This window comes from Paenarthrobacter sp. CC6 (assembly GCF_040560085.1).
Taxonomy (GTDB): domain Bacteria; phylum Actinomycetota; class Actinomycetes; order Actinomycetales; family Micrococcaceae; genus Arthrobacter; species Arthrobacter nicotinovorans.
The window spans coordinates 166,243-189,305 of sequence record NZ_JARDAN010000005.1 but is presented as its reverse complement, the minus strand read 5'-3'; the positions used below and the strand labels follow the sequence as shown (position 1 = coordinate 189,305).

Annotated in this window: 20 protein-coding genes; 7 read left to right on the top strand and 13 right to left on the bottom strand. The window is 64.6% G+C overall.

Annotated elements, in window-relative coordinates; translation table 11 throughout:
• Positions 1-58: 58 nt before the first annotated feature.
• The gene (gene mfd / locus PV760_RS03345) at positions 59-3,691 is read left to right on the top strand and encodes a transcription-repair coupling factor (RefSeq protein WP_354627143.1); all 3,633 of its coding nucleotides are present in this window, start codon (positions 59-61) and stop codon (positions 3,689-3,691) included.
• Positions 3,692-3,695: 4 nt separating this feature from the next.
• Positions 3,696-4,490: a metal-dependent hydrolase gene (locus tag PV760_RS03340; RefSeq protein WP_354627142.1), complete on the top strand. Its 795-nt coding sequence runs from the start codon at positions 3,696-3,698 to the stop codon at positions 4,488-4,490.
• 79 nt (positions 4,491-4,569) lie between these two features.
• Here the strand turns inward: PV760_RS03340 and PV760_RS03335 are convergent, their stop codons facing one another.
• Positions 4,570-4,797: a hypothetical protein gene (locus PV760_RS03335; protein WP_018777356.1), complete on the bottom strand. Its 228-nt coding sequence runs from the start codon at positions 4,795-4,797 to the stop codon at positions 4,570-4,572.
• Positions 4,798-4,850: 53 nt separating this feature from the next.
• Positions 4,851-5,543: a deoxyribose-phosphate aldolase gene (gene deoC, locus PV760_RS03330; protein ID WP_354627140.1), complete on the bottom strand. Its 693-nt coding sequence runs from the start codon at positions 5,541-5,543 to the stop codon at positions 4,851-4,853.
• Positions 5,544-5,759: 216 nt separating this feature from the next.
• Between deoC and PV760_RS03325 the strand changes: the two genes are divergently transcribed.
• Positions 5,760-7,313 (top strand): HNH endonuclease, encoded by a 1,554-nt coding sequence (locus tag PV760_RS03325; RefSeq protein WP_354627139.1) that lies wholly within the window; start codon positions 5,760-5,762, stop codon positions 7,311-7,313.
• Positions 7,314-7,457: 144 nt separating this feature from the next.
• Here PV760_RS03325 and PV760_RS03320 read toward each other — a convergent pair whose 3' ends face one another.
• The 9 genes from PV760_RS03320 to PV760_RS03280 all read right to left on the bottom strand — a co-directional run bounded on the left by PV760_RS03320 (position 7,458) and on the right by PV760_RS03280 (position 17,941).
• On the bottom strand, positions 7,458-8,330 hold the full coding sequence (locus PV760_RS03320; protein ID WP_354627138.1) for an FAD-dependent oxidoreductase: 873 nt from the start codon (positions 8,328-8,330) through the stop codon (positions 7,458-7,460).
• A gap of 160 nt (positions 8,331-8,490) precedes the next feature.
• The gene (locus PV760_RS03315) at positions 8,491-9,834 is read right to left on the bottom strand and encodes a patatin-like phospholipase family protein (RefSeq protein ID WP_354627137.1); all 1,344 of its coding nucleotides are present in this window, start codon (positions 9,832-9,834) and stop codon (positions 8,491-8,493) included.
• Positions 9,831-10,244, bottom strand: coding sequence for a hypothetical protein (locus tag PV760_RS03310; RefSeq protein ID WP_354627136.1), 414 nt, complete (start codon positions 10,242-10,244; stop codon positions 9,831-9,833). Before PV760_RS03310 ends, PV760_RS03315 begins: the two co-directional genes overlap by 4 nt.
• Positions 10,241-10,723, bottom strand: a complete 483-nt coding sequence (locus tag PV760_RS03305; RefSeq protein WP_354627135.1) for a hypothetical protein — start codon at positions 10,721-10,723, stop codon at positions 10,241-10,243. The genes PV760_RS03310 and PV760_RS03305 overlap by 4 nt, the downstream gene beginning before the upstream one ends.
• The gene (locus PV760_RS03300; protein WP_354627134.1) at positions 10,720-11,694 is read right to left on the bottom strand and encodes an acetoacetate decarboxylase family protein; all 975 of its coding nucleotides are present in this window, start codon (positions 11,692-11,694) and stop codon (positions 10,720-10,722) included. Before PV760_RS03300 ends, PV760_RS03305 begins: the two co-directional genes overlap by 4 nt.
• Entirely contained in the window at positions 11,691-12,746 is a 1,056-nt protein-coding gene (locus PV760_RS03295) for an alpha/beta fold hydrolase (protein ID WP_052247136.1), read from the bottom strand. Before PV760_RS03295 ends, PV760_RS03300 begins: the two co-directional genes overlap by 4 nt.
• The gene (locus PV760_RS03290) at positions 12,743-14,686 is read right to left on the bottom strand and encodes a hypothetical protein (protein WP_354627133.1); all 1,944 of its coding nucleotides are present in this window, start codon (positions 14,684-14,686) and stop codon (positions 12,743-12,745) included. Before PV760_RS03290 ends, PV760_RS03295 begins: the two co-directional genes overlap by 4 nt.
• The gene (locus PV760_RS03285; RefSeq protein WP_354627132.1) at positions 14,683-17,358 is read right to left on the bottom strand and encodes a GMC oxidoreductase; all 2,676 of its coding nucleotides are present in this window, start codon (positions 17,356-17,358) and stop codon (positions 14,683-14,685) included. Before PV760_RS03285 ends, PV760_RS03290 begins: the two co-directional genes overlap by 4 nt.
• 151 nt (positions 17,359-17,509) lie before the next feature.
• Positions 17,510-17,941 carry a hypothetical protein gene (locus PV760_RS03280; protein ID WP_354627131.1) on the bottom strand — a complete coding sequence of 144 codons (432 nt, stop codon included), beginning with the start codon at positions 17,939-17,941 and terminating at the stop codon, positions 17,510-17,512.
• A gap of 85 nt (positions 17,942-18,026) precedes the next feature.
• Here PV760_RS03280 and PV760_RS03275 point away from each other — a divergent pair, with 85 nt between their 5' ends.
• Entirely contained in the window at positions 18,027-18,803 is a 777-nt protein-coding gene (locus tag PV760_RS03275) for an SDR family oxidoreductase (protein ID WP_354627130.1), read from the top strand.
• 48 nt (positions 18,804-18,851) lie between these two features.
• Positions 18,852-19,445 carry a dihydrofolate reductase family protein gene (locus tag PV760_RS03270; RefSeq protein ID WP_039240371.1) on the top strand — a complete coding sequence of 198 codons (594 nt, stop codon included), beginning with the start codon at positions 18,852-18,854 and terminating at the stop codon, positions 19,443-19,445.
• Positions 19,446-19,462: 17 nt separating this feature from the next.
• Here PV760_RS03270 and PV760_RS03265 read toward each other — a convergent pair whose 3' ends face one another.
• The gene (locus PV760_RS03265; protein ID WP_039240372.1) at positions 19,463-19,903 is read right to left on the bottom strand and encodes a hypothetical protein; all 441 of its coding nucleotides are present in this window, start codon (positions 19,901-19,903) and stop codon (positions 19,463-19,465) included.
• Positions 19,904-19,990: 87 nt separating this feature from the next.
• On the opposite strand from PV760_RS03265, the gene PV760_RS03260 reads away from it, so the two are divergent.
• Positions 19,991-20,422 (top strand): LexA family protein, encoded by a 432-nt coding sequence (locus PV760_RS03260; RefSeq protein ID WP_018777371.1) that lies wholly within the window; start codon positions 19,991-19,993, stop codon positions 20,420-20,422.
• On the opposite strand, the gene PV760_RS03255 is transcribed toward PV760_RS03260, so the two are convergent.
• The gene (locus PV760_RS03255; protein ID WP_055974956.1) at positions 20,413-21,429 is read right to left on the bottom strand and encodes a LacI family DNA-binding transcriptional regulator; all 1,017 of its coding nucleotides are present in this window, start codon (positions 21,427-21,429) and stop codon (positions 20,413-20,415) included. The genes PV760_RS03260 and PV760_RS03255 overlap by 10 nt on opposite strands.
• A gap of 137 nt (positions 21,430-21,566) precedes the next feature.
• Between PV760_RS03255 and PV760_RS03250 the strand changes: the two genes are divergently transcribed.
• A complete protein-coding gene (locus PV760_RS03250; RefSeq protein ID WP_018777373.1) occupies positions 21,567-23,033 on the top strand; it encodes a sugar porter family MFS transporter in 1,467 nt (488 codons plus the stop codon).
• The last annotated feature ends 30 nt before the right edge of the window (positions 23,034-23,063 follow it).

Below are 23,063 nucleotides of genomic sequence, written 5' to 3'. Positions count from 1 at the left end.
TCTGAATTTCCGGGCATTTGTGTTGCCTGCCCTTGGACCCACCCTAGGAGTTTCTGCCATGAGCCTCAACGGTCTGCGCCGCGCACTGGCGGAGGACAAGACTTTCGCGCGCGTTCGTACCGAGGCGGAGCGGTCCTTCAGCGACCGGAACGCCGACTACCAGATCAGCGCCCCCACGGGGATGCGTGCGGTGTTGCTCGCCGAAATGGCCGATGCCCTGGCGGACACCGGCGCCGATGACGCGGCAGCCCCGGTGGTCCTGGCCGTGACCGCCACCGGCCGTGAAGCCGAAGACCTCACCGCGGCGCTCTGCTCCTACCTCCCCGCGGACTCTGTGGCCACCTTCCCCAGCTGGGAAACCCTCCCGCACGAGCGCCTTTCGCCGCGGTCGGACACCGTGGGACGCCGCCTGTCCGTTCTGCGCCGCCTGACCCATCCGGAAACCTCGACGGCGGCCCCGTTGCGTGTGGTGGTGGCTCCGGTCCGCGCTGTGGTCCAGCCGATCGTGGCCGGCTTGGGTGACCTGGTGCCGGTCACCCTGCAAGTAGGCCAGGAACGCTCCTTCACCGACGTTGTCCGGGCCCTCTCCGACGCCGCCTACGCGCGCGTCGACATGGTGACGCACCGCGGCGAATTCGCCGTCCGTGGCGGAATCCTCGATGTCTTCCCACCCACCGAGGACCACCCGATCCGGGTGGAGTTCTTCGGCGACGAGGTGGATCAGATGCGCTGGTTCGCCGTGGCCGACCAGCGTTCCTTGAGTGCACCCGGGATCCACCACCCCACGGAACTGCATGCCCCTCCGTGCCGGGAAATCCTGATCACACCCTCGGTAATGTCCCGTGCGGCGAAGCTGAAGGCAGACATGCCCGCGGCGGCCGACATGCTGGAGAAGATCGCAGGGGGCATTGCGGTGGAAGGCATGGAATCCCTGGCCCCGGTGCTGGTGGATGCCATGGTTCCGTTCGTGGACCAGCTCCCGGCCGGCTCCCTGTCCGTTGTGATCGAACCCGAGAAGGTGCGCACGCGGGCGCACGACCTCGCGGCGACCAACGAAGAGTTCCTGGAAGCGGCCTGGTCCACGGCGTCCGACGGCGGTGCGGCGCCCCTTGATTTGTCGTCACAGGCGTCCACTGACTTGCACGCCGCCAGTTTCCGCTCACTGACCGACACCCGCTCGGCAGCGCTGGAACACGGCGTGTCCTGGTGGTCCATCACCTCCCTCGCCTCTGACGAGGACCTGGTCCTGGACATCGATGTCCTCAACATGCGTGCCCGCGAACCGCGTGGCTACCAGGGCGATGTGGCCGAGATGCTGGAGTTCATCGGCTCCCGTGTCCGCGAGCAGTGGCGCGTCGTAGTGGTTACGGACGGCCCGGGTCCCGCGCAGCGCCTGGCTGAACTGTTCCACGACGCAGAGATTCCCTGTTCCCGCGTCGACTCCCTGGATCAGGAACCCCAACCGGGCATCATCGAGGTGACCACTGCCGCCGTCGGACGCGGTTTTGTCCTGGACGGCCTCAAACTGGGGCTGCTGACCGAAGCCGACCTGCTGGGACGGGCGACAGCCAGCTCCACCAAAGACATGCGGCGCATGCCGTCCAAACGGCGAAACGCCGTGGATCCTTTGCAGCTGCACGCGGGTGACTTCGTGGTCCACGAACAGCACGGAATCGGCCGGTTTGTGGAGCTGATCCAGCGCAAGGTGACCGGGACGTCGTCGTCCGACGCCGGGCTGCGCGAGTATCTGGTGCTGGAGTACGCGCCGTCCAAGCGCGGTGCCCCTGGCGACCGGCTGTTCGTACCGACGGACCAGCTGGACCAGGTGACCCGCTACGTGGGCGGGGACACGCCTGCGCTGAGCAAAATGGGCGGCGCGGACTGGGCCAGCACCAAGTCCAGGGCACGCAAGGCCGTCAAGGAAATCGCCGGGGAACTGATCCGGCTGTACTCTGCCCGCATGGCATCCCGCGGCCACGCTTTTGCACCGGACACACCGTGGCAGCGCGAGCTCGAAGAAGCGTTCCCCTACGTGGAAACACCCGACCAGTTGACCACCATCAACGAGGTCAAAGCCGACATGGAGCGGGAAATCCCCATGGACCGGTTGGTATCGGGCGACGTCGGCTACGGCAAGACCGAAATCGCCGTCCGCGCCGCCTTCAAGGCTGTCCAGGACGGCAAGCAGGTGGCGGTGCTCGTGCCAACCACCCTGTTGGCGCAGCAGCACTACGAAACCTTCACTGAACGGTTCTCCGGCTTCCCGCTGCGCGTGAAGCCGCTGTCCCGGTTCCAGACCAGCAAGGAAGCCAAGGAAACGGCCGAGGGCGTCAAGAGCGGCGCTGTCGACGTCGTGATCGGTACCCACCGGCTGCTGTCCAAGGACTTCGAGTTCAAGGACCTCGGCCTGGTGATCGTGGACGAAGAGCAGCGCTTCGGCGTGGAACACAAGGAAGCGCTGAAGAAGATGCGCACCAACGTGGACGTCCTGGCGATGAGTGCCACGCCTATTCCGCGAACACTGGAGATGTCCCTGACGGGAATCCGCGAAACGTCCACACTGGCCACACCGCCGGAGGAACGCCACCCGGTGCTGACCTATGTAGGTCCGTACACCAACAAGCAAACCTCCGCCGCGATCCGCCGTGAACTCATGCGCGAAGGGCAGGTGTTCTTCGTCCACAACCGGGTGTCCTCGATTGAACGGATTGCAGCGCAGATCCGTGAACTGGTTCCCGAAGCCCGGGTGGAAGTTGCCCACGGCCAGATGTCCGAGAGCCGCCTGGAAAAAATCATCGTGGACTTCTGGGAAAAACGCTTCGACGTCCTGGTGTGCACCACCATCATCGAAACCGGCCTGGACATCTCCAACGCCAACACCTTGATTGTGGACGGGGCCGACAAGTATGGCCTCTCGCAGCTGCACCAGCTCCGAGGCCGCGTAGGCCGTGGCCGTGAGCGCGCCTACGCCTACTTCCTCTACCCTTCCGAGAAACCCTTGGGTGAGGTGGCGCTGGAACGGCTCAAGGCAGTGGCGGCGCACAACGAGCTCGGCGCCGGCATGCAGCTGGCCATGAAGGACCTGGAAATCCGCGGCGCAGGCAATCTGCTCGGCGGAGAACAGTCCGGCCACATCCAAGGTGTCGGCTTCGACCTCTACATCCGGCTTGTGGGCGAGGCCGTGGCCGAGTACCGCGGTGAGGCTGAAGAGAAGGCCGCCGAGATGAAGATCGAGCTGCCGGTCAACGCGCACCTGCCCCATGACTATGTTCCCGGGGAGAGGCTGCGTCTTGAGGCGTACCGGAAGCTCGCTGCCGCCACCACATATGAGGCCATTGATGAAGTCCTGGCCGAACTCGTGGACCGTTACGGTGAGCCGCCGCTGCCGGCCCAAAACCTCATTGCCGTGGCGCGCTTCCGGGTGGGTGCCCGCGAAGCCGGCCTGTCCGACGTCGCGCTCCAAGGCAACTTCATCCGCTTCTCGCCGGCGCAACTGCCCGAATCCAAAACAATGCGCCTCAACCGCATGTACCCGGGCTCCCAGGTCAAGCCTGCGCTCGACGCCGTGCTGATCCCCAAGCCCAAGACCGCCCGGATCGGCGGACGTGACCTCCAGGACGCCGAGATCCTGCAGTGGGCCAACAACGTCATTGAAGCGATCTTCGCCGAAGCCCCCGTGAAGGCAGGCTAGGCGAATGATGGGAGGACACCACGCCGCGTCGGGAGCCGCGGCGTGGATAGCTATTGCCTCAACCGGCCCCTACGCGCTCGGCTGGTACCCGCTGGACGCCACTGGAATCCTGATTGGCGCCGTGGCGACGGCGGGAACGGCCTTGGTATGCGACTGGGACCACCGGCACAGCACCATCGCCAACTCGCTGCCGCCACTGTCCAATGTGATTGCCGTGGGCATCGAGAAAGCCAGCGGTGGGCACCGGCAAGGGACGCACTCACTGCTCGGCGCCTCGGCCTTCGTGGTGCTGGCCGCCATGGCGGCGCAATTCCAGATGGTGACGCCGGTGGGAAAACTGTCGGTGGGTGCCGGACTCTTGTGCATGTTCATGATCAACCTGGCCGCCAAGGCGCTGAACCTGTTCCCCAAATCCGGGTGGATCACCAACTGGCTGTTCGCCCTGCTCATGGCCGGCCTGGTGACCTGGTTCGCCCCGGCCCAATGGGGTTGGCTCCCGTTGTCCATGCTGACGGGCGTGGTGGTCCACATTGTGGGGGACATGATCACCGTTGGCGGGGTGCCGCTCTTGTGGCCGATCGTCATCAAACCACCGAAATTTTTGCGGAAATCCGTTGTCAGTGGAATCTGGCGGGCGAACGGGGCTTTCTCCCTGCCGCTGTTGGGCAGGGCGGGGTCACGGCGGGAATGGTTGGTGCTGATTCCTGTGAGCGGCTACGCCATGGTGGGGATGGGGGCCGCTGCCTGGACACTGGCGAAGCTGCACTGGCCCGCGTTCCTTGCCGCGCTCGCGCTTTAAAAGCCAAACGCGGTGTGACTTACGGCCCATGGTCCCCTTCGGGATGGGCCGTAAGTCACACCGCGTTGCTGTTTGAGGTTTAGCTTTCGCCGGCGGAGTCCGACCGGCCGAGAATGGTCTGGGGGATCCAGAAAGCCAGGGCGAAGAGGCCAAGGCACACGGCCATCGGCCACGGGTTGTCCAGGCTCAGGAAGGAGAGCGAGTAGATGGCGCCCAGGAAGAGCACGATCATGACCAGGAACAAGACAATGCTCGTGCCGAGATTGTTCTCTTTTTCAATGGGGGCACTTGTGGTGTTCTTGGACATTCATTCCTCCTCGGCCCCGCAGGGCTCAAAAATCTCTGGCGGTAGCGGAAGCCTTAGTAGGCAGATGAACCCTGTTCACCTTTGACGATGGCAATTCCGGAACTCGCTCCGATACGCGTTGCACCAGCAGCAATCATAGCCTGTGCGTCGGCCAGGGAGCGCACGCCACCGGAGGCCTTGACGCCGAGGCCGGGCCCAACGGTCTTGCGCATCAGGGCAACGTCTTCAACCGTGGCACCACCGCCGTTGAATCCCGTGGACGTTTTGACGAAGTCCGCGCCTGCCTCCGCTGCTGCCTCGCAGGCGATGACCTTCTGCTCGTCATTGAGCATGGATGTTTCAATGATCACCTTAAGGATGGCTTCGCCTGCGTGGACCGTTTCGGCCACAGCTCGGATGTCGTCCACCAACGCGCCCCTGTCATTGGCGCGGGCCGAAGCCATGTTGATTACCATGTCGATTTCGTTGGCACCATCCAGCACCGCACCTCGGGCCTCAAACACCTTGACGTCGGTGGGCGTGGCACCCAGCGGGAACCCGATCACCGAACAGGTCAGGACTCCTGAGCCCTTGAGCGCTTTGGTGACGGTCTTGACCCACACGGGGTTCACGCAGACAGATTTGAACCGGTACTCCACGGCCTCCGCGCACACCTTGAGGATGTCTGCCTCGCTGGCCTCGGGCTTCAACAGCGTGTGGTCGATGTAGGAGGCGATGTTTGCAGGGGCGACGGCTTCGTTGCTCATGGGATCCTTCCGTGCAGGGCGTGGCCGGCCCGGTGGCCGCAGGGTTGTCACTGCCCGTCAAAGGACCATCTTGCCACATCCGGCGGGGCTCCCCGCGGCCCCGTGGGGGTCGCTGGTGGGTGGGGCGCGGGGATTTCCGCGGGTGCTGGAGCGGGGTTTTCCACATAGGGGGCTCGGTGTCTTTTGGCTGTTGGTGGTGGCTGGAAGGGTTGCGGTATGGAGTGGATTCGGGAGGGGCGGGAGCCGGTGGAAGGACAGTCGGCGGCGGGGCCGGTTGGTTCTGCTGGGGCGTCGGTGGTTGAGAGTGATCCCGGGCCGGCTGTTCCCGGCTCGGGTGTTGAGGGCCCTGGGTCCCTAAGTGGTGACTTGATTGGGCAGTTGCGGGTGTTGGAGGAAATGAAGTCGGCGATTTGCGGATTGCAGGCCAGAGTTGCGGCGGCGTTTGAGGCAGCCCGGTCTGCTGAGCGGGCCGCGGCCGGGGTGCCGGTGTCCGAACGCGGCGATGATGTGGGAGCCGAGATCGCGTTGGCGCGGCGGGAATCCCCGAACCGGGGAGCGCGGCTTCTGGGGCTGGCGAAGGCGCTGGTGTTCGAGATGCCGCGCACGATGGCGGCTTTGGACTCGGGGATGTTGAATGAGTGGCGGGCGACGTTGTTGGTGAAGGAAACAGCGTGCTTGTCAGTGGAGGACCGGGCTGGGGTAGATGCGGAATTGGCCGCGGATACCGGGACTTTTGAGGGCGTGGGGGATAAGGGCGTGATCGCGGCCGCCAGGGCTGCTGCCTATCAGCGTGATCCGCGCTCGGTTGCCCAGCGTGCGGCCCGTGCAGCCGCGGACCGAACGGTGACTTTGCGACCGGCGCCGGAGACAATGACGGTTTTGACTGCCCTGCTGCCGGCGGCCCAGGGGGTTGCAGCTTACGCGGCGTTGTCTCGTGCCGCGGATTCGGTCCGGGCCCGCGGGGGTGCTGGCTCATGGGCTGCGGAACGGGGCCGGGGCCAGGTCATGGCAGATACCTTGGTTGAACGTCTCACAGGCAAGGCCGGCGGGATCAGCGGGGTTGAAGTCCAGCTCGTCATGACCGATCGGGCCCTTTTCCAAGGCGACAGTGAACCCGCCCGGTTGCAGGGCTATGGCGTCGTCCCGGCACAATGGGCGCGCGAACTTGCAAACCCGAAGGCGGCGGGGAACACAACCGCTGACGCTGGACAGGCCGGGATTTCAGGACGCAGAACCGGTGGCATGAGTCGGGCAGGAACGCTTTCCCAAACCGTAGCGCCGGTTCGGGATTCCGAGTACGGACTCTGGCTTCGGCGGCTCTACACCGCCCCGACCTCCGGGGAACTGCTCACCACGGACTCCAAATCCAGGCTGTTCCCGCCGCGGCTCCGGCGTTTCATCGAAACCCGTGACTACACCTGCCGAACCCCTTACTGCGACGCGCCCATCAGGCACATCGATCATGTGGTGCCCTGGCAGCACGGCGGACCTACCACTGTGGACAACGGCGCCGGGCTCTGCGAAGCATGCAACCACACCAAAGAACATCCTGGCTGGACCGCAGCAACCACGGAGGCCGGAACCACCCAGCCCATAACAACCGAGGCCGCAAACACCAGGCCCGGTAACCCCACCCCGGCAGATCCCGGCACGAGGACCCGCCACACCCTCAAACTCCGAACACCCAGCGGGCACAACTACGAATCCAAAGCCCCACCGCTGCCAGGGGGCTCGGACAGAATCAGGTCGACCAAGGATGGCCGGGATTAGTTATCGCTGGCGGCCGTGAGTGAAGTTTCCGAGGTGTCAAGGCCGTGAGTCGCACGCGTCGCGCCTGAAGACTGCTTGTGTAGGAAATCGTCACCTGCTGTTCCCTGATGCCCGACACCCGGCGGGAGCTACGTAGTCGGCGAATCACGCAGCCATGGCTGGCTGGGGTTCGCTGCTCACGGCTCCCAGCAGCATGCCGGAAGCGCAGAGCATCGCGGAAGATTCTGCGGACAGGAGCAGGCCCAAGCGAAGGCCGTCGCAGGAAGCGGCATCACCGATCGCCCAGATGCCAGGGACGGACGTGGCGAGGTCGCGCCCCACGGCGATCCCGCCGTCGGACGCGATCCGGAGGCCGGCACTTTCGGCGAGGCCATTGCGTGCGGTGCGTTCCTCGGCCAGGACCACGAGGTCGCCCTTCATGCTGGTGCCGTCCTCAAAGACGATTCCCGTGGGGGACAGGGCTTGCCCGGGGATGGCCGAATCAGCAATGGAGGCAACCACAGCTGTGGGGCGGAGAGTGGTTCGGACGGGACGTACGCCGCGTGCCCGGAGAACCGCTTCGGCCTGGCCCGCTGCTGGACCGTTGCCGACGAGTATTCCCAGCGGACGGCGGCCGACAGAACGGGTGACGTCCTTGACGGCTTCGCCAATGGAGGCGGCATCGTCGATGGTGGAGTAGCTCAGGACCGCCTCGGCACCGTCTACCGGGGGAAGGAGGGGGGCCGAACCCGTGGCGATGACCAGTTGGTCGTAGGCGAACTCCATGCCGTCCACCGTGGTGACTACCTTGGCCTCAGCGTCGATGAAACTGGCGGCCTGGCCGAATCGCACGGAAACCTGGGGCAGTTCGGCAAGTTCGAGGAGGGCGTCCGGGCAGTCGTCGCGATTGCTGAGCACTGTGATGGTGCCGGCGAAGGGCCGCTGACGGGTGTCGGTCCTGCCAGCCAATCGCCGCACCAGTGCCTGGGCTGCCGGGCCTGCGCCGGCGATGACGATGTGAAGGGAAGTAGAGGACATGGTGGGCCCTTTCGCTGATGACCTGTTTTGTGCTGTTGTTCATCAGCGTAGGATGCCGGTTTTTCGCGGGTGTTTCACCGCTGTTGCCATCTTTGGCGCATTCGTAGCGTGCCGTTTACCCGCCGGTAATAACGTGCATCACATTGAAGCCGGGACGCGGTTAGTATCGGCGCAACAGCTCCCGGAATCCGTTGGCTGTGAAGCGGGCTATTGCTTGTGCCCGCCCGGCCAGGCCGTGTACGCCCACGGGTTCAACAGAAGCCAGGAGGCCGGCCGCATCGATCAGGCTCATAGTGAGATCCACCACCTGTTCGCCCAGGTGGAGCCGGGCGTTCCGGCTGTCTGACCACGCATCTGCTCCGGGATCGTCGTGCAGGGTCCGGATGACAGCCGCATCCCGCCACCCACCGTTCAGCCGCAAACGGAAGCGATAGGCCATGTCATTCCCCACGGTCTCCACATGACCGCCGGCAAGGAAGACGCGCCCCCACGGCGGGTAGTCAAGGTGGCCGCTGAGCTGCGCCAGTCCTTCTCCGGGCTCGGAGGGCGTCACAACGGCGGCCCGGAATGTCAGCGGTTGACCGTCCAGTTCGCCGTGCAGGACATCGATGAAACGGACACCTGGCGACGGCTCGGTCATCGCCGTGCAGAGGGGGTCTTTGGCGAGTCCGGTCGGCGACATCGTCCCCATATATGCCCTGGCGTCGCGGTACCCCATGCCAATCAGTGTGTCGGCGTCGATCCGGCCCAGGTAAAACTCCGGATCCAGCGGCAACGGGTGCTCGGGCCGAATTACATGCAGCACAAACTTGCGCCCCGCGGCGGCGGCAGCTTCGAAGTCGGCCAGGAGGGCACCCATGGCACTCATCTCGATCATGTGAACGTACTGTTCCAGCGGCCCGTCCCCCCAGTACGGCGAGTTGCCGATGCACCAAATCAACCAGATTTCCTCGGCCCCCCGCCGTAAGGCTTCGCCGATGTTGGCATCCCTGACCCACACGGCGTCCGTCCAGATTTTCCCGTCCCGGCGCAGCGGCTTGAGGAAGATGGGCAACGACATTCCGGCCGCCATCAGTTCGGCGTCAATGTGCGCGGCATCGATGGCGTGGCATTGTTTCGAAGTGAACTCCACTACGTTGAAGGAGCCTTCGACAGCGTCCGGTCCGGCCGCGCGGTCACGGATGCTTTTTGCGTTGATGCCGAGGGCCGGGAAGATCTTGCCCAGGATGCCGTCGGCGTCTCCCAGCGCGGGGAGGGACCACGGCCCTTTGACGTAATCAGCAAAGGGCAGGGCGGAGCTGAAGTCTTTGACGTCCACGCCGGACCAGCGGCGGCACATTTCCTCGGCGGGAATTCCGGAGAGCATCATTCCGGCCGTGAGGATGCCGCCGGAGGTGCCATCGATGTGCTGGAATTCCAAACCCTCCTCGGCGAGCGCCTTGACCACGCCTGCCTGCCACGCCACCCGCATCCCTCCGCCGGCAAGGACCAGGGAGCGTTTCACGGTGTTCTTCCTCCGGCCAGCCCAGGGCTGGCTGCAGCGAAGCGCATCCTGCGCCAGTAGACGAACAGGAGTCCCGCCGTCGCGAGGTCAAAGAACGCGACCCAGAGTGCAAGGGGAGAAAAGACCCCGTTCAGCACCCCGATGCCCACCGCGCTGAAGGCTCCGGCCTTCTGCAGTCCTGACCAAAGGACTACGTCGGGTGAGGGGGCGCCGCTGAGGAGTGTGTGGAGGAGCAGCCCGCCCACCACCACCATGAACATGCCCACTGTCCCGAACAGTTGGCGGGTAGTTGCAGTGTCCTCGGAGCCCAGCAATTGAAGGATCGGACCGCCGAAGGGCAATTGCGCGGCGCCGGTGAGGACGGTGATGGCGGCAATGACCGCGAGGACGGCACGGAGGGGATCATTCATGTGAAGGACTCCAGCAGCCGGCCACGGTCAACGAGCAGCCACACCATCGAGGCCCAGGTCAAGGTGGAGACGTAGAAACGGATGTCGTTGAGCATCATCCACCGTTTGAGCAGGGACCGGAGTTCGGTGTCATCTGCGAAGTCGCCGCCGCGGATCCTCACGTTGATGGGGATGATGAGGCCTTGCCCGACACCTGTCAGTGCAATGATTCCTGCCAGGCAGATGATGGCGAAGACGACGCGGATGGTTCCCCATTCGGACCACACCAGGATGCCTCCGGAGATGAACATGACAGGCACCACGACGGTAAAGAACTTCGTGGCGGCGCGGGTGGGGATGCCGAAATGCATGTCCACGTTGTCCCGTGCCAGCGAGTGCCAGGTGGGGTAGAGGAAGAACTTGAGAACCCACATGGTGCCGACATACATGGTGGCGCCGAAGAGAAAGTAGAGGGCGTTGATCAGGAGGAGCCAGTTCACGGTGTGCCGCCGGCATGAGGGTTGGAAACGGCGCCCGGTACCCTGCTGCGGTCCGGGGGCGCGAGCCATTCCTGGCTTTGGCCGAGGTCCGTGACGCTGTCCAGCATGTCGCCCCCTTGAAGGGCCGCTGCTTCCAACGGGGTGGGGGCGGTGAGGAACCAGGCTTCGTAGTGGTCGTCCAGGATGCCGTGGGCCTCGGGCAGCCAGGCTGTGAAGACGGGTTTGGTCTCCACTTGCAGTTCCTTTAAGGGTTCGACGCCGGGAACGTCGCCGAGGATGAGGCGCGCCTTGGCTTGTGCTCCCAGGGCGATGTCTCCGATGGCTTCGAAGTAGATATCGGACTTCCACAGCATGTTCCGGAAGACGCAGTAGTTGGATGCGGCGAGTTTCAGGGGCAGCGCCAGTGGTGGAGCGGCGGGCCGCTCTATTTCGATGTAACAGCCCAGCTTCCCGTCTTTCTCGTAGAGCGCTGAGACGGTTGAGTCTGTGACGACGAAGTCGAGGTTGGCCTGGTGCTTGGGCATGCCCCAGATTCCCTTGCCGCCCTTGACCGAAACTTCCGTGCTGACTGGCAGGTCCACCACGAACTGGCCCAGCTTGAACGTCCTCTGGAACAGCAACGGCAGGATGGGCGGCGCCGGCCGGCTGCCATGGGTGATGGCAATGGCCAGGGAGTATTCGATGTACTTGCCGATGTCCGTGGATTTGTAGTTGACCACTGTGACTACCAGCAGCCCTTTGCCGCCCAGGCTGAAGGGGCGCATTTCAGTCCCGGGAAGAACCGCTGCGGCCGCGCGTTTGTTGATGGGAAAGGCTGCCATCAGCACTGGTGAGTCATCGGAATTGACCGGCATCACATATTTGATTCCGTCGGCGAAAGCATGCTGGCCGCGAAGGCGTTCCTGTCTGCGGGGAACCGGTGAGGGCATGAGCTTGAGCAGGGGAGTGACCAGTTGGGTGAGGGTTTTCATGTGTTCGGCTCCTTGGTTCCGTTCAGCTCCTGGAGGATGACGGGGAATGTGTCCCGCCAGGCATGGTCGCCAAAGAAGACATCAAGGTGGCCATATCCGGGGATGAGATGGAGCGAATCTTTGCCGGGACGGTGGTGCTGGAAGAAGTTGTAGGTACGTTGCTGGCTTTCGGGAAGGAAGCAGCGGTTGTCCAGGCCGGCTATGAAGGCGAATCGGGCATCCGTTTGCGGGGCTTCCGCCACAAGGTTGTCGGGGAGTTCGGCGTGGTTGCCGGCAGCCACCATATGCCCGGCCTTGATGCTTCGGCCCATCTCTTCGAAGAAGGTCACGGGCACCTCTGCGAACTCGCCGCTGAGCCACTGGTGGGTGGCGTCGTCGAGGTTTTCGTGGGACCAGAGGGCCGGGCGTCCGCTGCCGTAGGTAAAGCTGACCATTTTGCAAACGGTGTTGTCGCACTCGTGGTGGGTCGCTTTGACCAGGCCGCGGATGGCCCGGGTGAAGTAGCCCTGGGATTTGTATCCCCAAGCGGGCGAGAGATACGGGGTGAAGACTTTCACCACCGGCGTGAGGTAGTCGATCTTGAGGCGGGAGAAAGGTGGCACTACCGGGTGGAGCGAGACGGCGTTGGAGACGATCGTGTCCACCTGGGGCAGCAGCCCGGCGACGGCGGACATGGTGAACGACGTCGAGCCTTGGCAGTGGATGACGGCCTTCATCGTTTCGGCTCCGGTCGCGTTCAGGACGTGTTCGACGGCGGCAGGGTGGTCGTACACGGCGGCGTCGGCGAGCGTCCAGGACAGGGGGTCGAGGTCGATGGAGGCCCTCCAGTTCAGCATCCACACGTCCCAGCCGTCCTCGAGGAGTACATCGACAATGGTGGTCCTGACCGGTGGCCTGAACAGTTCTGCCCTGACGCCGGATCCGTGGACCAGCAGCACCGGCCCTTTGGTGGTTTCCGCCGGCGAAGTCACGTGGACCAGGCTGAGCGGAGTGTTGTCCCGGGCACGGAACGGGATGACCTCGGTCCGGTGTCCGGCACGGGTGATGATCATGATGCGGGTCCCTCCTGTGCGATGGTGATGGGCTGTTCAAGCAGCCGGACGGCAGGAAGGCCGGCCTCGGGAAGCAGCCGCGCGCCGTCGTCGTTTCCGGTCAGCTGCCAGTCGCGGCAGATGGTGTCCACGGCCAGGGGGTAGACGGTCAATGAGCCGTCCGCGTCCAGGTGGAGGCGGAGGAAGCCTTTGTGGTCCTCGATGGATTGTCCTGACATTTTCCAGGTGGACACCTCCCCGCTTGGGGTAGCCAGGATGTACAGTGCGAAGGCTTCGCTGCCCAGCATCCACCCGCCAACGTGGACCAATGCCAGCGCCAGGAGCACCACCACCACGTCCGGCCAATTGCCGGGCCACGGAACAAGGATGACGACGCCGGCACTCACCGCGAGCGCCGCGAGTTGGAAGAGCGCTCCCCGGGCGAAGACGACAACGCCGGAACTGGCGATACGGAAGGTCCGGGCCGCCAGGGTGGTCACGCCCAGCAGCACGGGGACGACAAGGACCAGCACGGCAAGAAGGAGAACGGTGTTTCCGCGCGTGAGCCCATGGAGCCCGTCCACGAACGATTCACCGCGGAAAGCACTGAACACCGTCCATGCCGTGAGAGCGGCAACCACATGGAGCAGGCCAATGGACAATCCGAAGCCCGGGTTGCGCACCGGTAGCCATGAAGGGGACAAGGGGTTGGCCAGGCGTGGTCCCAGGAGGTGTGAGTCGGACTGGTCAGGATAGATGGTGGAGCTTCTGGTGAATCGGCGTCCTGCTGCCGGGTGGCTCCCGGCGGCGGGCACACTGAACGGGTCTCCCGGGACGGCGTGTGCAGGCAGGAGGAGTTCGTCCGGCAGCCAGTGGGCGTCCGACAGGTACGCCCCACCCAGCCCGCACGTGATGAGCTGTGTCTTCCCTGCATCGGCGCCGGAAGTGTCTTGTTCATAGCGGGAGTAGTGGTGGAGGTCCCCGCTGAGCCAGAGCCGGACGTTGGCCCCTGTGTCCTCGAACAGCTGCGTGGCCGGATTGAAGCGGCGGCGCAGATAGTCCTGCTCAAAGAAGCTCACTTGCTGGAATTCAGTGGTTCCTTTGACCCAGAAGGGGGCGGCTACGCAGAGGATGATCGCGTCTCCAGGCTGCAGCTGGGACGTGACGCTGCGGTAGAAGTATTCCAGTTGTGGTTCGTCGATGTACTGGCCCAGTTGGCTGTCCAGGCCCAGCAGCCACCAGCCCGGAACGCCGTGATGGCCGGGCCGTGGTGGTTGTCCGGTGAGCCGCAGGCCGAAGTAGCTGCGGGTCTGGATGGTCCGCCATCCGCCGATGCTTCGTTGCCGCGTGAATACCCGGATGAAGGAGGTCAGGCCGTCGTACCAATCGTGGTTTCCGGGGAGGGCCAGCATGATCGGCGCCCGGTTCGGTGGCATGCCGGGAGATGGCGCCTGGTTTCGTGGCAGCGCCATCCGGTACGGCCCGACCATCCGGTCCTTATATCCGGCCGGGGACGCCACGGGGTAGACCTCGTCGCCGCCCAGGACCAGGACGTGGCCCCTCGGGAGGACCAGACCCCCGACGCTGAGGGCATCCTGGGCCAGCAGGGAGGCAACCGTGTACGTGGCATCGAATCCGTCGCCGAGGTCCGCCGCGAAGTCGAGCCACAGTTCGGCGGGTTGATCCGGGCTGCCTGGATCCGGGCCAGCGGGATCCGGCAGGCCGCGCTCGCTGACTACCGGTTGCGCAGGCTGGCCAGCGTCGGGCAGCTTGTCCAGGCTCAGCGGATCGTCCGGGAAGCTGCCCTCCAACTCTCGTTTGTCGCCAAAATCGGCGAAGACGGTGGCGGCCATGACCTTCAGGGCGGTACGCGCCAGCGACATGGGCGAGAGCCAGCGGACCGCGGTCCGCGGAGTGAAACCCAGGACGGCGTGGTGTTGCGCGAGCTCCCGGATCTTCATTGCTTCGGCGTGAATGGAAAGGATATGCGTCGGGGTGTTCGCCCGTAAACCTGCCAGAGTTCGCCCCCGAACAGCTTCCCGAACGTCAGCAGTCCAGCGGCCGGCTCAGCGCCCTCGGCCCGGAAGGTGGTCAGTTGCCGGGCGAAGTCCAAAGGCCGGATGTAGAGGATGCCGGCGCCCACGGTGCCCTCCTGCCGCACCCTTGGGGGTTCAGCAGGGACCTCAGGTGGCGCGTCCCTTTCAGGTGGTGGGACATGGCCCCGGGCAATGGTTGCGTAGAGAGTGGTCGTGTCCGGCCAGAGATCGAATCCCGCTTCATTGTGGATGAGCTTGTGACCAGTGAATGTGAACGGCGTACCGCCGGGGTCGCGCAGCCACAACCTGTACAGCATGCGCCTGGCCGGCCCGCCGTCGTCGGAGGTGTCCGCGACGAACAGGTTGAACCATCCACGTTCCACCGGCATCCGGCCGCCGAAATAATCAGCCAGCACATACCCTTCGGCCTTGGCCGGATGCTCAGGATCCGCAGCGAACTGATCGATGTCTTCGGCAGTAATCGTGAGCTCGAACATGATCCGCCGGGACCGGTCCCTGCCCAGGCTGCGCCCCTTCTCCGGATCACTGACTCCTGGACTGAACCACCCATGCATCTGCTCGGTGAACCGAACGGAGGTCGCTTCCTTCCTTGAGCTCCCGGGCATTGCCAGGCCACGGGTGCCGGGCCCCTCCGGACGCTGCGCTGTGCCCGGGGCGACGGCGCTCGCAGGCCGTTCCGGGAGCGCGGCCTTGCCCTTGGTGGCGTCGGGGGCCAAAGCGCGCGGAGCCACACTTCCGACGTCGACGACGGCGCCGGCCGCCTCCTGCTGAACGGTCACCGCATCTCTGGGGGTAATGCCCCTGTGGCGGGCTTTGTCACTGGTCTCGACGATGTGGGCGCACGTGCGCTCAGCGAAGGCGGCGATGGTCAGCGAGGGGTTGGCGCCTACCGGTCCGGGCATTGCGGCGCCATCCACCACGAACAGCCCGGGGTAGCCGAAAACTTCACCGTAGGAGTCGCACACTGCCTCGCCCGGGTGCCGCCCGGCGGGGGCTCCGCCAATGGGGTGGACGGTGATGACGCGTTTGGCCCACCAGAGCGGGTTGTCGATGAAGTTGCCGTCGAGGTCCTTGGCAATATCCGACATCGTTCGGCGGACACGGTCGAAATACGCGGTGGACGTCGCCATGGTCCAGGCGATGGCGAGGCGTCCGTCGCGCAGTGTCATGACGCCGTCGGGTATGTCGCGCCCCATGCCGAGCAAGGGGACGGAACTGGATGACAGGCGCCCGTCTCCCAGGGCGGCGGCGAGGTCTGCCGAGACGTTGGAGCGGCCGGCGTCGAACAGTCGGTCCTTGAACAACTGACCCGCCACCTTCGCCGTGCGTTTTACAGCGGTCTTCAGCTGGGCCGTCTCGATGAGCCAGTTCATGAAAGCCGGGTACCCGGCGTCCTCCACGTAGTAGCCGCGGCCGTCGCCACCGTCGTCGTTCCCATCCGGGACCCTGACCGCCGTGGTGATCACCGGCCCCTTGCTCCCGGAGAGTGCCCTGACCCCTGGCCGCGAGCCGTTGGTTGCGGGTGTCTTGGCATCCATGATGAACGTCAGGAGGTCACCGTTGCCGCTGAAGCGGGTGCCCAGGGCGTCGCTGAGCGCGGGCAGGGAGCCGTGGTTGCGAAGCAGGAGGAAGTTGGTGCCGAAGGTGCCCGCTCCCAGGATGAGCCGGCGGCAATGGATGATGCGTTCGGTGAGCAGCCCGCCCCCACGATCCGGTTCGTGGATGACGTAGCGGAGTTCGTAGCCGCCGCCGTCCCGGTCCAGGGGCCGGATGCCGCGGACGTCGTGGAAGGTACGGATATCGGCGCCTTTGAAGGCAGCCGCCGAGAGGTAGTTGTGGTCGAGGGTGTTCTTGGCACCGGCATTGCAGCCGATGTCGCATTCGCCACTGAGCGTGCAGGTGGTCCGCACCGTATCAGGGCCGTGGATGCTGCCGTAGTGGGGGAGCGGGAGCGCCTGGTTGGTCCGGGGTGCCGCTCCTGGCTCAGCGGAGAAGGTGACCGCAATGGGTGGCCGGGTGATGGCAAGTCCCAGGTTCGCTGCCGTCTTTTCCATGGCCACGGTCTTGGCGGTGTCCTGGTAGGGGTAGGGAACGGGTTGAAGCATGGCTTCGGCGGCGTCGTAGTAGGGGTCCAGGTCGGCCCGGGTAAACGGCCAATTCTCGTAGCCGCCGCCCGGGATGGGGGATTCGTTGACGAACCACTTCTCGTCCTTGCGCAAGAGCACGTTGGCGTAGATGAGGGAGCCGCCGCCGAGTCCGCTGGATACCAGCCCCTCTGTCCCGCGGAAGGTCCAGGCGTCGAAGAGGCCGTACAGCCCACGGTCTGGGTCCCAGAAGTTCTTGCCCATCTCCGACGGCGTACGGGCGAAACTTCCGGGCGGGTACGGTTTGCCGCGTTCCATGAGCACCACGGACTGTCCGGCTTCGGCGAGCCGCAGGGCTGCCACCGAGCCGCCGAACCCCGATCCGACAACCACCGCGTCCACCTTTTCGATGCGGTCCAGGCTGTGGCGTCGGGGATCATCAGCGGGTTCGGGACCCGCATCCCCACTGTTCCCGGTCCCCAGACGACCCATGGCCGTTCCTCTCAGAGGAGAGCTGACTACATGGCAGCGGCAGAGGATGCCGGGCGTGGCCGGGCGTTGCCTCCGCGGACTATGGGCCTTATGTTCCCACCGGGCAAGGGATCTGTAAATGAGGTGGAGTAATGCTGTTGGTGCACAGGGTTCAATGAATCCGCGAGTAAACCATGTCGAAGTCGTGCTCCAGTGGGCCTCCCGGATAGGTGCCGCGCTCCAGGCGGGCGGTGATGGTGTTGCCGTCCGGGCTGATGTGGCCAACAAAGCGCTGGGGCCAGTCCGGTCCGTCCCTGAAAAGCGTCCAGACATTGTCCCTGAGCGTCATGTCGTAGATGCGGGCAACGCCGCGTGAGTCGAAGTCGTGCTGTTGGAATGCCCGGTCCGAGCCCGTTGCACCGATGACGCTGACTGCGTTGGGGTATTCGGGCCTTGCCACGGTGGAACGCTGGATGAGGAAGCCGCCACCTTCCAGCCATTCAAAAGTGGTCCGTCCCTGTGTTCCGGCACTGGGGATGGTGGTCTCCCACGAGCCCACGAGGATGTTCAGTTGCTCAAGCGTGGGTCCTGGTATCCGTGCCATGGCCGCCTTCTTTCCGCGGTGCTGATTCGTGGGTGCTAAGAGGTCCAGCGTAGAACCCGCCGGGGCCGCGGCATAGGGTCAAGGGATGACGTTGGAAAAAGAAGCCAAGGTTGCCGTTGTCACAGGCGTAGGCAGGCGCCGCTCCATCGGGGCAGCACTGGCCAGGGGCCTGGCAGCCGACGGCTGGTCCCTTGTCCTGAACCACTGGAAGCCCTACGACGACCGGCTTGGCCTCGAATCGTCACCTGGCGATGCCGCCGCCATAGCCGCCGGGTGCCGCGCGGAGGGTGTCGCCGTCGAACTCGTATCCGGGGACCTCAGCGACCCTGGTGCACCGGCGGCGCTCGTTGCAGCGGGACGGAAACTGGGCCCCGTGACCGGGCTGGTGGTCTCGCACTGCGAATCTGTGGACAGCAGTATCCTCACTACTTCGGTGGAAAGCTGGGACCGCCATTTTGCCGTCAATGCCAGGGCCCCATGGCTGCTCATCAAGGAGTTTGCAGAGCAGCTGCCCGCCGTACCTCCCGGCGAAGTGGCCGGCAGGATCGTGGCGTTGACCAGCGACCACACCGTCCATAACCTGCCATATGGTGCGAGCAAGGGTGCCCTGGACCGGATCGTAACGGCGGCCGCCGTCGAACTCGGGGACAAAGGGGTGCGGGCCAACGTGATCAATCCCGGGCCGATTGACACCGGCTGGATGGACGACGACGTACGCGGCTGGACGACCCGGGCGACCCCGACCGGACGCCTGGGTACACCCACGGACACCGCGAACCTGGTGCGGTTCCTGTTCTCGGACGCGGGTTCCTGGATCAACGGCCAGGTCCTGCACAGCAATGGCGGATTCAACGTCTCCTGAGGCCGGCGTGCTCTGGTGGCCCCGGTGCCCCGATGGCAGGATGGGCGCATGACCCTCGTTACGTGTGACCTCACCGTGTCCCTTGATGGCTTTGTTGCCGGACCGAACCAGAGTATGGAACAACCGCTCGGCGAAGGGGGTGAGAAGCTGCACCGTTGGCAGTTCAAGGAACGGGATACCAACGCCGCCGAGGTCGCCGGGATCCTCGAAGCCGGCGCCTACATCATGGGCCGGAACATGTTCGCCGGGCCGGGCGAGCACTTGTGGCCGGAACAGTGGCGCGGCTGGTGGGGCGAAGAACCCCCGTATCACGCGCCGGTGTTCGTTCTCAGCTCGCACCCGCACGAACCCATGGTGATGGAGGGCGGCACCACTTTCCATTTCGTCAATGACGACATCGGCTCAGTGCTCTCGCGCGCCAAGGAAGCTGCGGGCGGGAAGAACGTTGCCATCGCCGGTGGAGCCTCAACCGCCAGACAATTCCTGTCCGCTGGCCTCATTGACGAGTTGCGGCTCCATATCGCGCCGATCGTCCTGGGCGCAGGTGAGCGTTTGCTGGACGGTGTAGGCGAGCTGAAGCTTGAACCCCTTGAGGTCCGTGGTACCAGCCTGGTCTCGCATCTGCGGTACAAGGTGGGCTGAACCCGTCTCTTCTTGGATCACCCCCGGACCAGGCCGCTGATGATCATCGCAACGCCGGCGAAGGCCGCCACAAACGCCCAGTACTGCATGGGCAGGAAGAAGAGGCTGTGCCGGTTGAAGTACCCGCGCCGGGCGGACTCGGCCTCGTATTTCAGTTGCTCATCCGCGAGGGCACGTGCCTCCTCGAAGGATTGAGGAGCGGGAAGGCCGGGGTGCTGGTAGGCGCCGACCTCTACCATTCTGGACAATTCCTGGCTTCTGGCGTTGACCGCTGCCTCGTAGCCCGCTGTGGGCCTGGTGCGGTTGAACCAGTTTCCGAGATACCAGATCCCGGCTGCACCGGCCAGGAAGCCCACACCTACTGCGATCGGATTGCCGTGCGACAAGCCGCCCGCCAAACCACCGCAAATACCGAACACGACGAGGACCAAAATTCCCCAACCACGCCAAATAATCATTTCATTAGAGTAATTCATCCACGACGTGAATGTCCGCAGTTCGCTGTACACTCAGTTATCGAACATATATTCGAATAAAGGTGTGTTGTGGGCGTGATAGTCGGCCCCCGCGTGATAGATGCGGGCTTGTCCTTGATGTCGGTGCTGTTGGCTCCCGTGTCAGTGGCCGCGGGGTATCCCTCGCCGGCGCAGGACTACTTCGATGGCCGCATCGACCTGAACGAGCACCTGATCAAGGACGTCACCAGCACGTTCGTCGTCCGGGTGACCGGCCAATCGATGGAGGCCGCCGGCATCAGTGACGGAGACGAGCTGATCGTCAACCGGGCGCTGGAACCCAAGGATGGGTCCGTCGTCGTGGCTGTCCTGGATGGTGAGCTGACCATCAAACGCTTGCGCATCACCCCGACGGGCGTGGTGCTGCAGGCAGACAACCCTGCATTCCCGGACATCAGGGTGGCCGCCTTGTCGGAGCTGACTATTTGGGGCGTCGCAACCACGTGCCTGCATCACGTCTGAAGGGGCGGCGGTGCTGTTGAGTTGCGGACCACCAGCTCAGGCGTGAGCCGCTCGTCGGCGATGGGGCCCTCCGGGTTTCCGAGCCGTTCCAGCGCTATCGCGCCCGCCCTTTGGCCCAAGACTGCGGCATGGAGGTCCACTGTCGTGAGGTCAATGCCGTGAAGCTTGGCGATCCGCGAATTGTCATAGCCCACCAGCGACAGGTCCTGCGGGATGGACAAACCCAGGGAATAGGCGGCTTCGCGGGCGCCCAGGGCCAGTTGGTCGTTGTGCGTGAAAATCGCCGTCGGGCGCTCGGGTTGTTTGAGGAGGAGCATGGTGGCGCGTTCCCCGGCTTCCTGCGTGAAGTCCTCGGCCGCCAGCGTTTGGGGCTTCAGCCCGGCGTCGCGCATGGTTTGTTGGTAGCTCCGCCTGCGGACGGTGTGTCCGTCGTACACAGGACCCGCCAGGTGGGCGATGCGCCGGTGCCCGAGGGTGAGGAGATGTTCAGTCGCGGCCCTGGCCCCGACGACGTCATCCGAATAGACGCTGTCCACGCCCGGTACCGGCCGTGTGACGCTGACCAGCGGCACGATCTGCGCCAGTTCCTGCACGCGTTCGTCCGGATCCAGGAGCGTGGCGGCGATGATGATCCCGGCCCGGGCCTCTATGAGCGACTCCAGCGCGCCCCGGTCAACACCATCAACCGAGCGGGATACGCTCAGGATGAGCCGGTTGCCGTCCTGCGGGAGGGCCACGCGGACGCCGCTGAGAATGTCGGCATAGACCTCGTTGCGGATATCCATCAGGTAAAGCCCGACGGCGGAGCGGTGCTTGCGTGCCAGGTCGGCGGCTACGGCGTTGGGTCGGTATCCGAGACGCCGGGCGGCTTCGAAAATGGCTTCTTTGGTTTCGGCGCTGACTCCAGGAGCGCCCCGGAAGGCGAAAGACACCAATGTTCGGGAAACGCCTACTTCCCGGGCGACATCACTTTGCGTAGCTGGGCGGAGTGGGCGGTCGGGGGCCATGTCCTCCATCTTCCCACGTCACAGAAAGGGTTAATTCGGGTGTTTGTTAGTTTGACCTTACATTTAAGCCTTTCGCGCGTTAGTCTGTACTCAGAGCGGATGAGTATGACCCGCAACACACTGACAAAGGAGTCCTGATGTCTGCAACGCAAATGCAGCGGGAAGGCGCCCAAGCGGCCGCCCTTCCTCCGCTGACCAACGGCCCGCACAGAAAGCGCCTTGGCCTCGTAGCCCTGGTTGCAACCTTCGGCGGACTGCTGTTCGGCTATGACACTGGTGTCATCAACGGTGCCCTGAGGCCCATGACGGCCGATCTCGGCCTGACGCCCCTGACGGAAGGGATCGTGACCAGCTCCCTGTTGTTCGGTGCGGCAGCCGGAGCCGTGGGAGGTGGCCGCCTGTCCGATTCGTGGGGCCGCCGCAAGTCCATCCTCCTGCTCGCGGTGCTGTTCCTGGCCGGCACCATCGCCTGCGTCTTCGCGCCCAACTTTGAAGTGATGGTGCTCGGACGCGTTGTTCTCGGACTTGCCGTCGGCGGAGCGTCCACCGTGGTGCCTGTCTTCCTTGCCGAACTGGCGCCCTACGAGATCCGGGGCTCGCTGGCCGGCCGGAATGAGCTCATGATCGTTATCGGCCAGCTGGCGGCGTTTGTCGTCAATGCCATCATCGGTAACGTCTGGGGAGAGTTCGGGGGAGTATGGCGCCTCATGCTCGCCGTTGCCGCACTGCCTGCCATCGCGTTGTTCTTCGGCATGCTCCGGATGCCCGAATCGCCGCGCTGGCTGATATCCAAGGGCCGTTGGGAAGAAGCCCTCGTTGTCCTCAAGACCATCCGGTCAGTGGAACGCGCCGAGGCCGAAATGGCCGACGTCAAGCACCTCGCCGACGAAGAGCGGGCGTCGAAGGCGACGTCGTGGGGCGCACTCAAAGACAAGTGGATCCTTCGCATCATCCTGGTCGGCATCGGCTTGGGTGTGGCCCAGCAGCTGACCGGCATCAACTCGATCATGTACTACGGTCAGTCAGTGCTGGTCGAGGCTGGATTCGACTCCAACGCAGCCCTGATCGCCAACATCGCTCCCGGCGTGATCGCGGTGGTCGGGGGCGTCATTGCCCTGACGTTGATGCAGCGCGTCAACCGCCGCACCACCCTGCTCCTGGGCTTCACCCTGACCACGGCATGCCACTTCCTGATCGGCATCGCCTCCGTCCTCCTTCCCGTAGGAAACGAGGCCCGTCCATTCGTGATCCTGTTCCTGGTGGTGGCGTTCGTCGGCTCGATGCAGACGTTCCTGAATATCGCCGTCTGGGTCATGCTGTCGGAGATCTTCCCGCTTCACGTCCGTGGTTTCGCCATCGGCCTGTCGGTATTCTGCCTGTGGATCGCCAACGCGCTGCTGGGCCTGTTCTTCCCGACCCTGGTGGCCGGCGTCGGGATCACCGGAACCTTTTTCCTGTTCGGCGGCGTGGGCATCGCGGCCCTCATCTTCATCTACACCCAGGTCCCTGAGACCCGTGGGCGCACCCTGGAAGCGCTTGAAGAGGACGTCACTACCGGGGCCATCTATCTGGTGCACAAGAAGGACGCCGCCGCCCGCCCGTAGCCGGGCTCATGGTGTGAATCTCATAGCGCG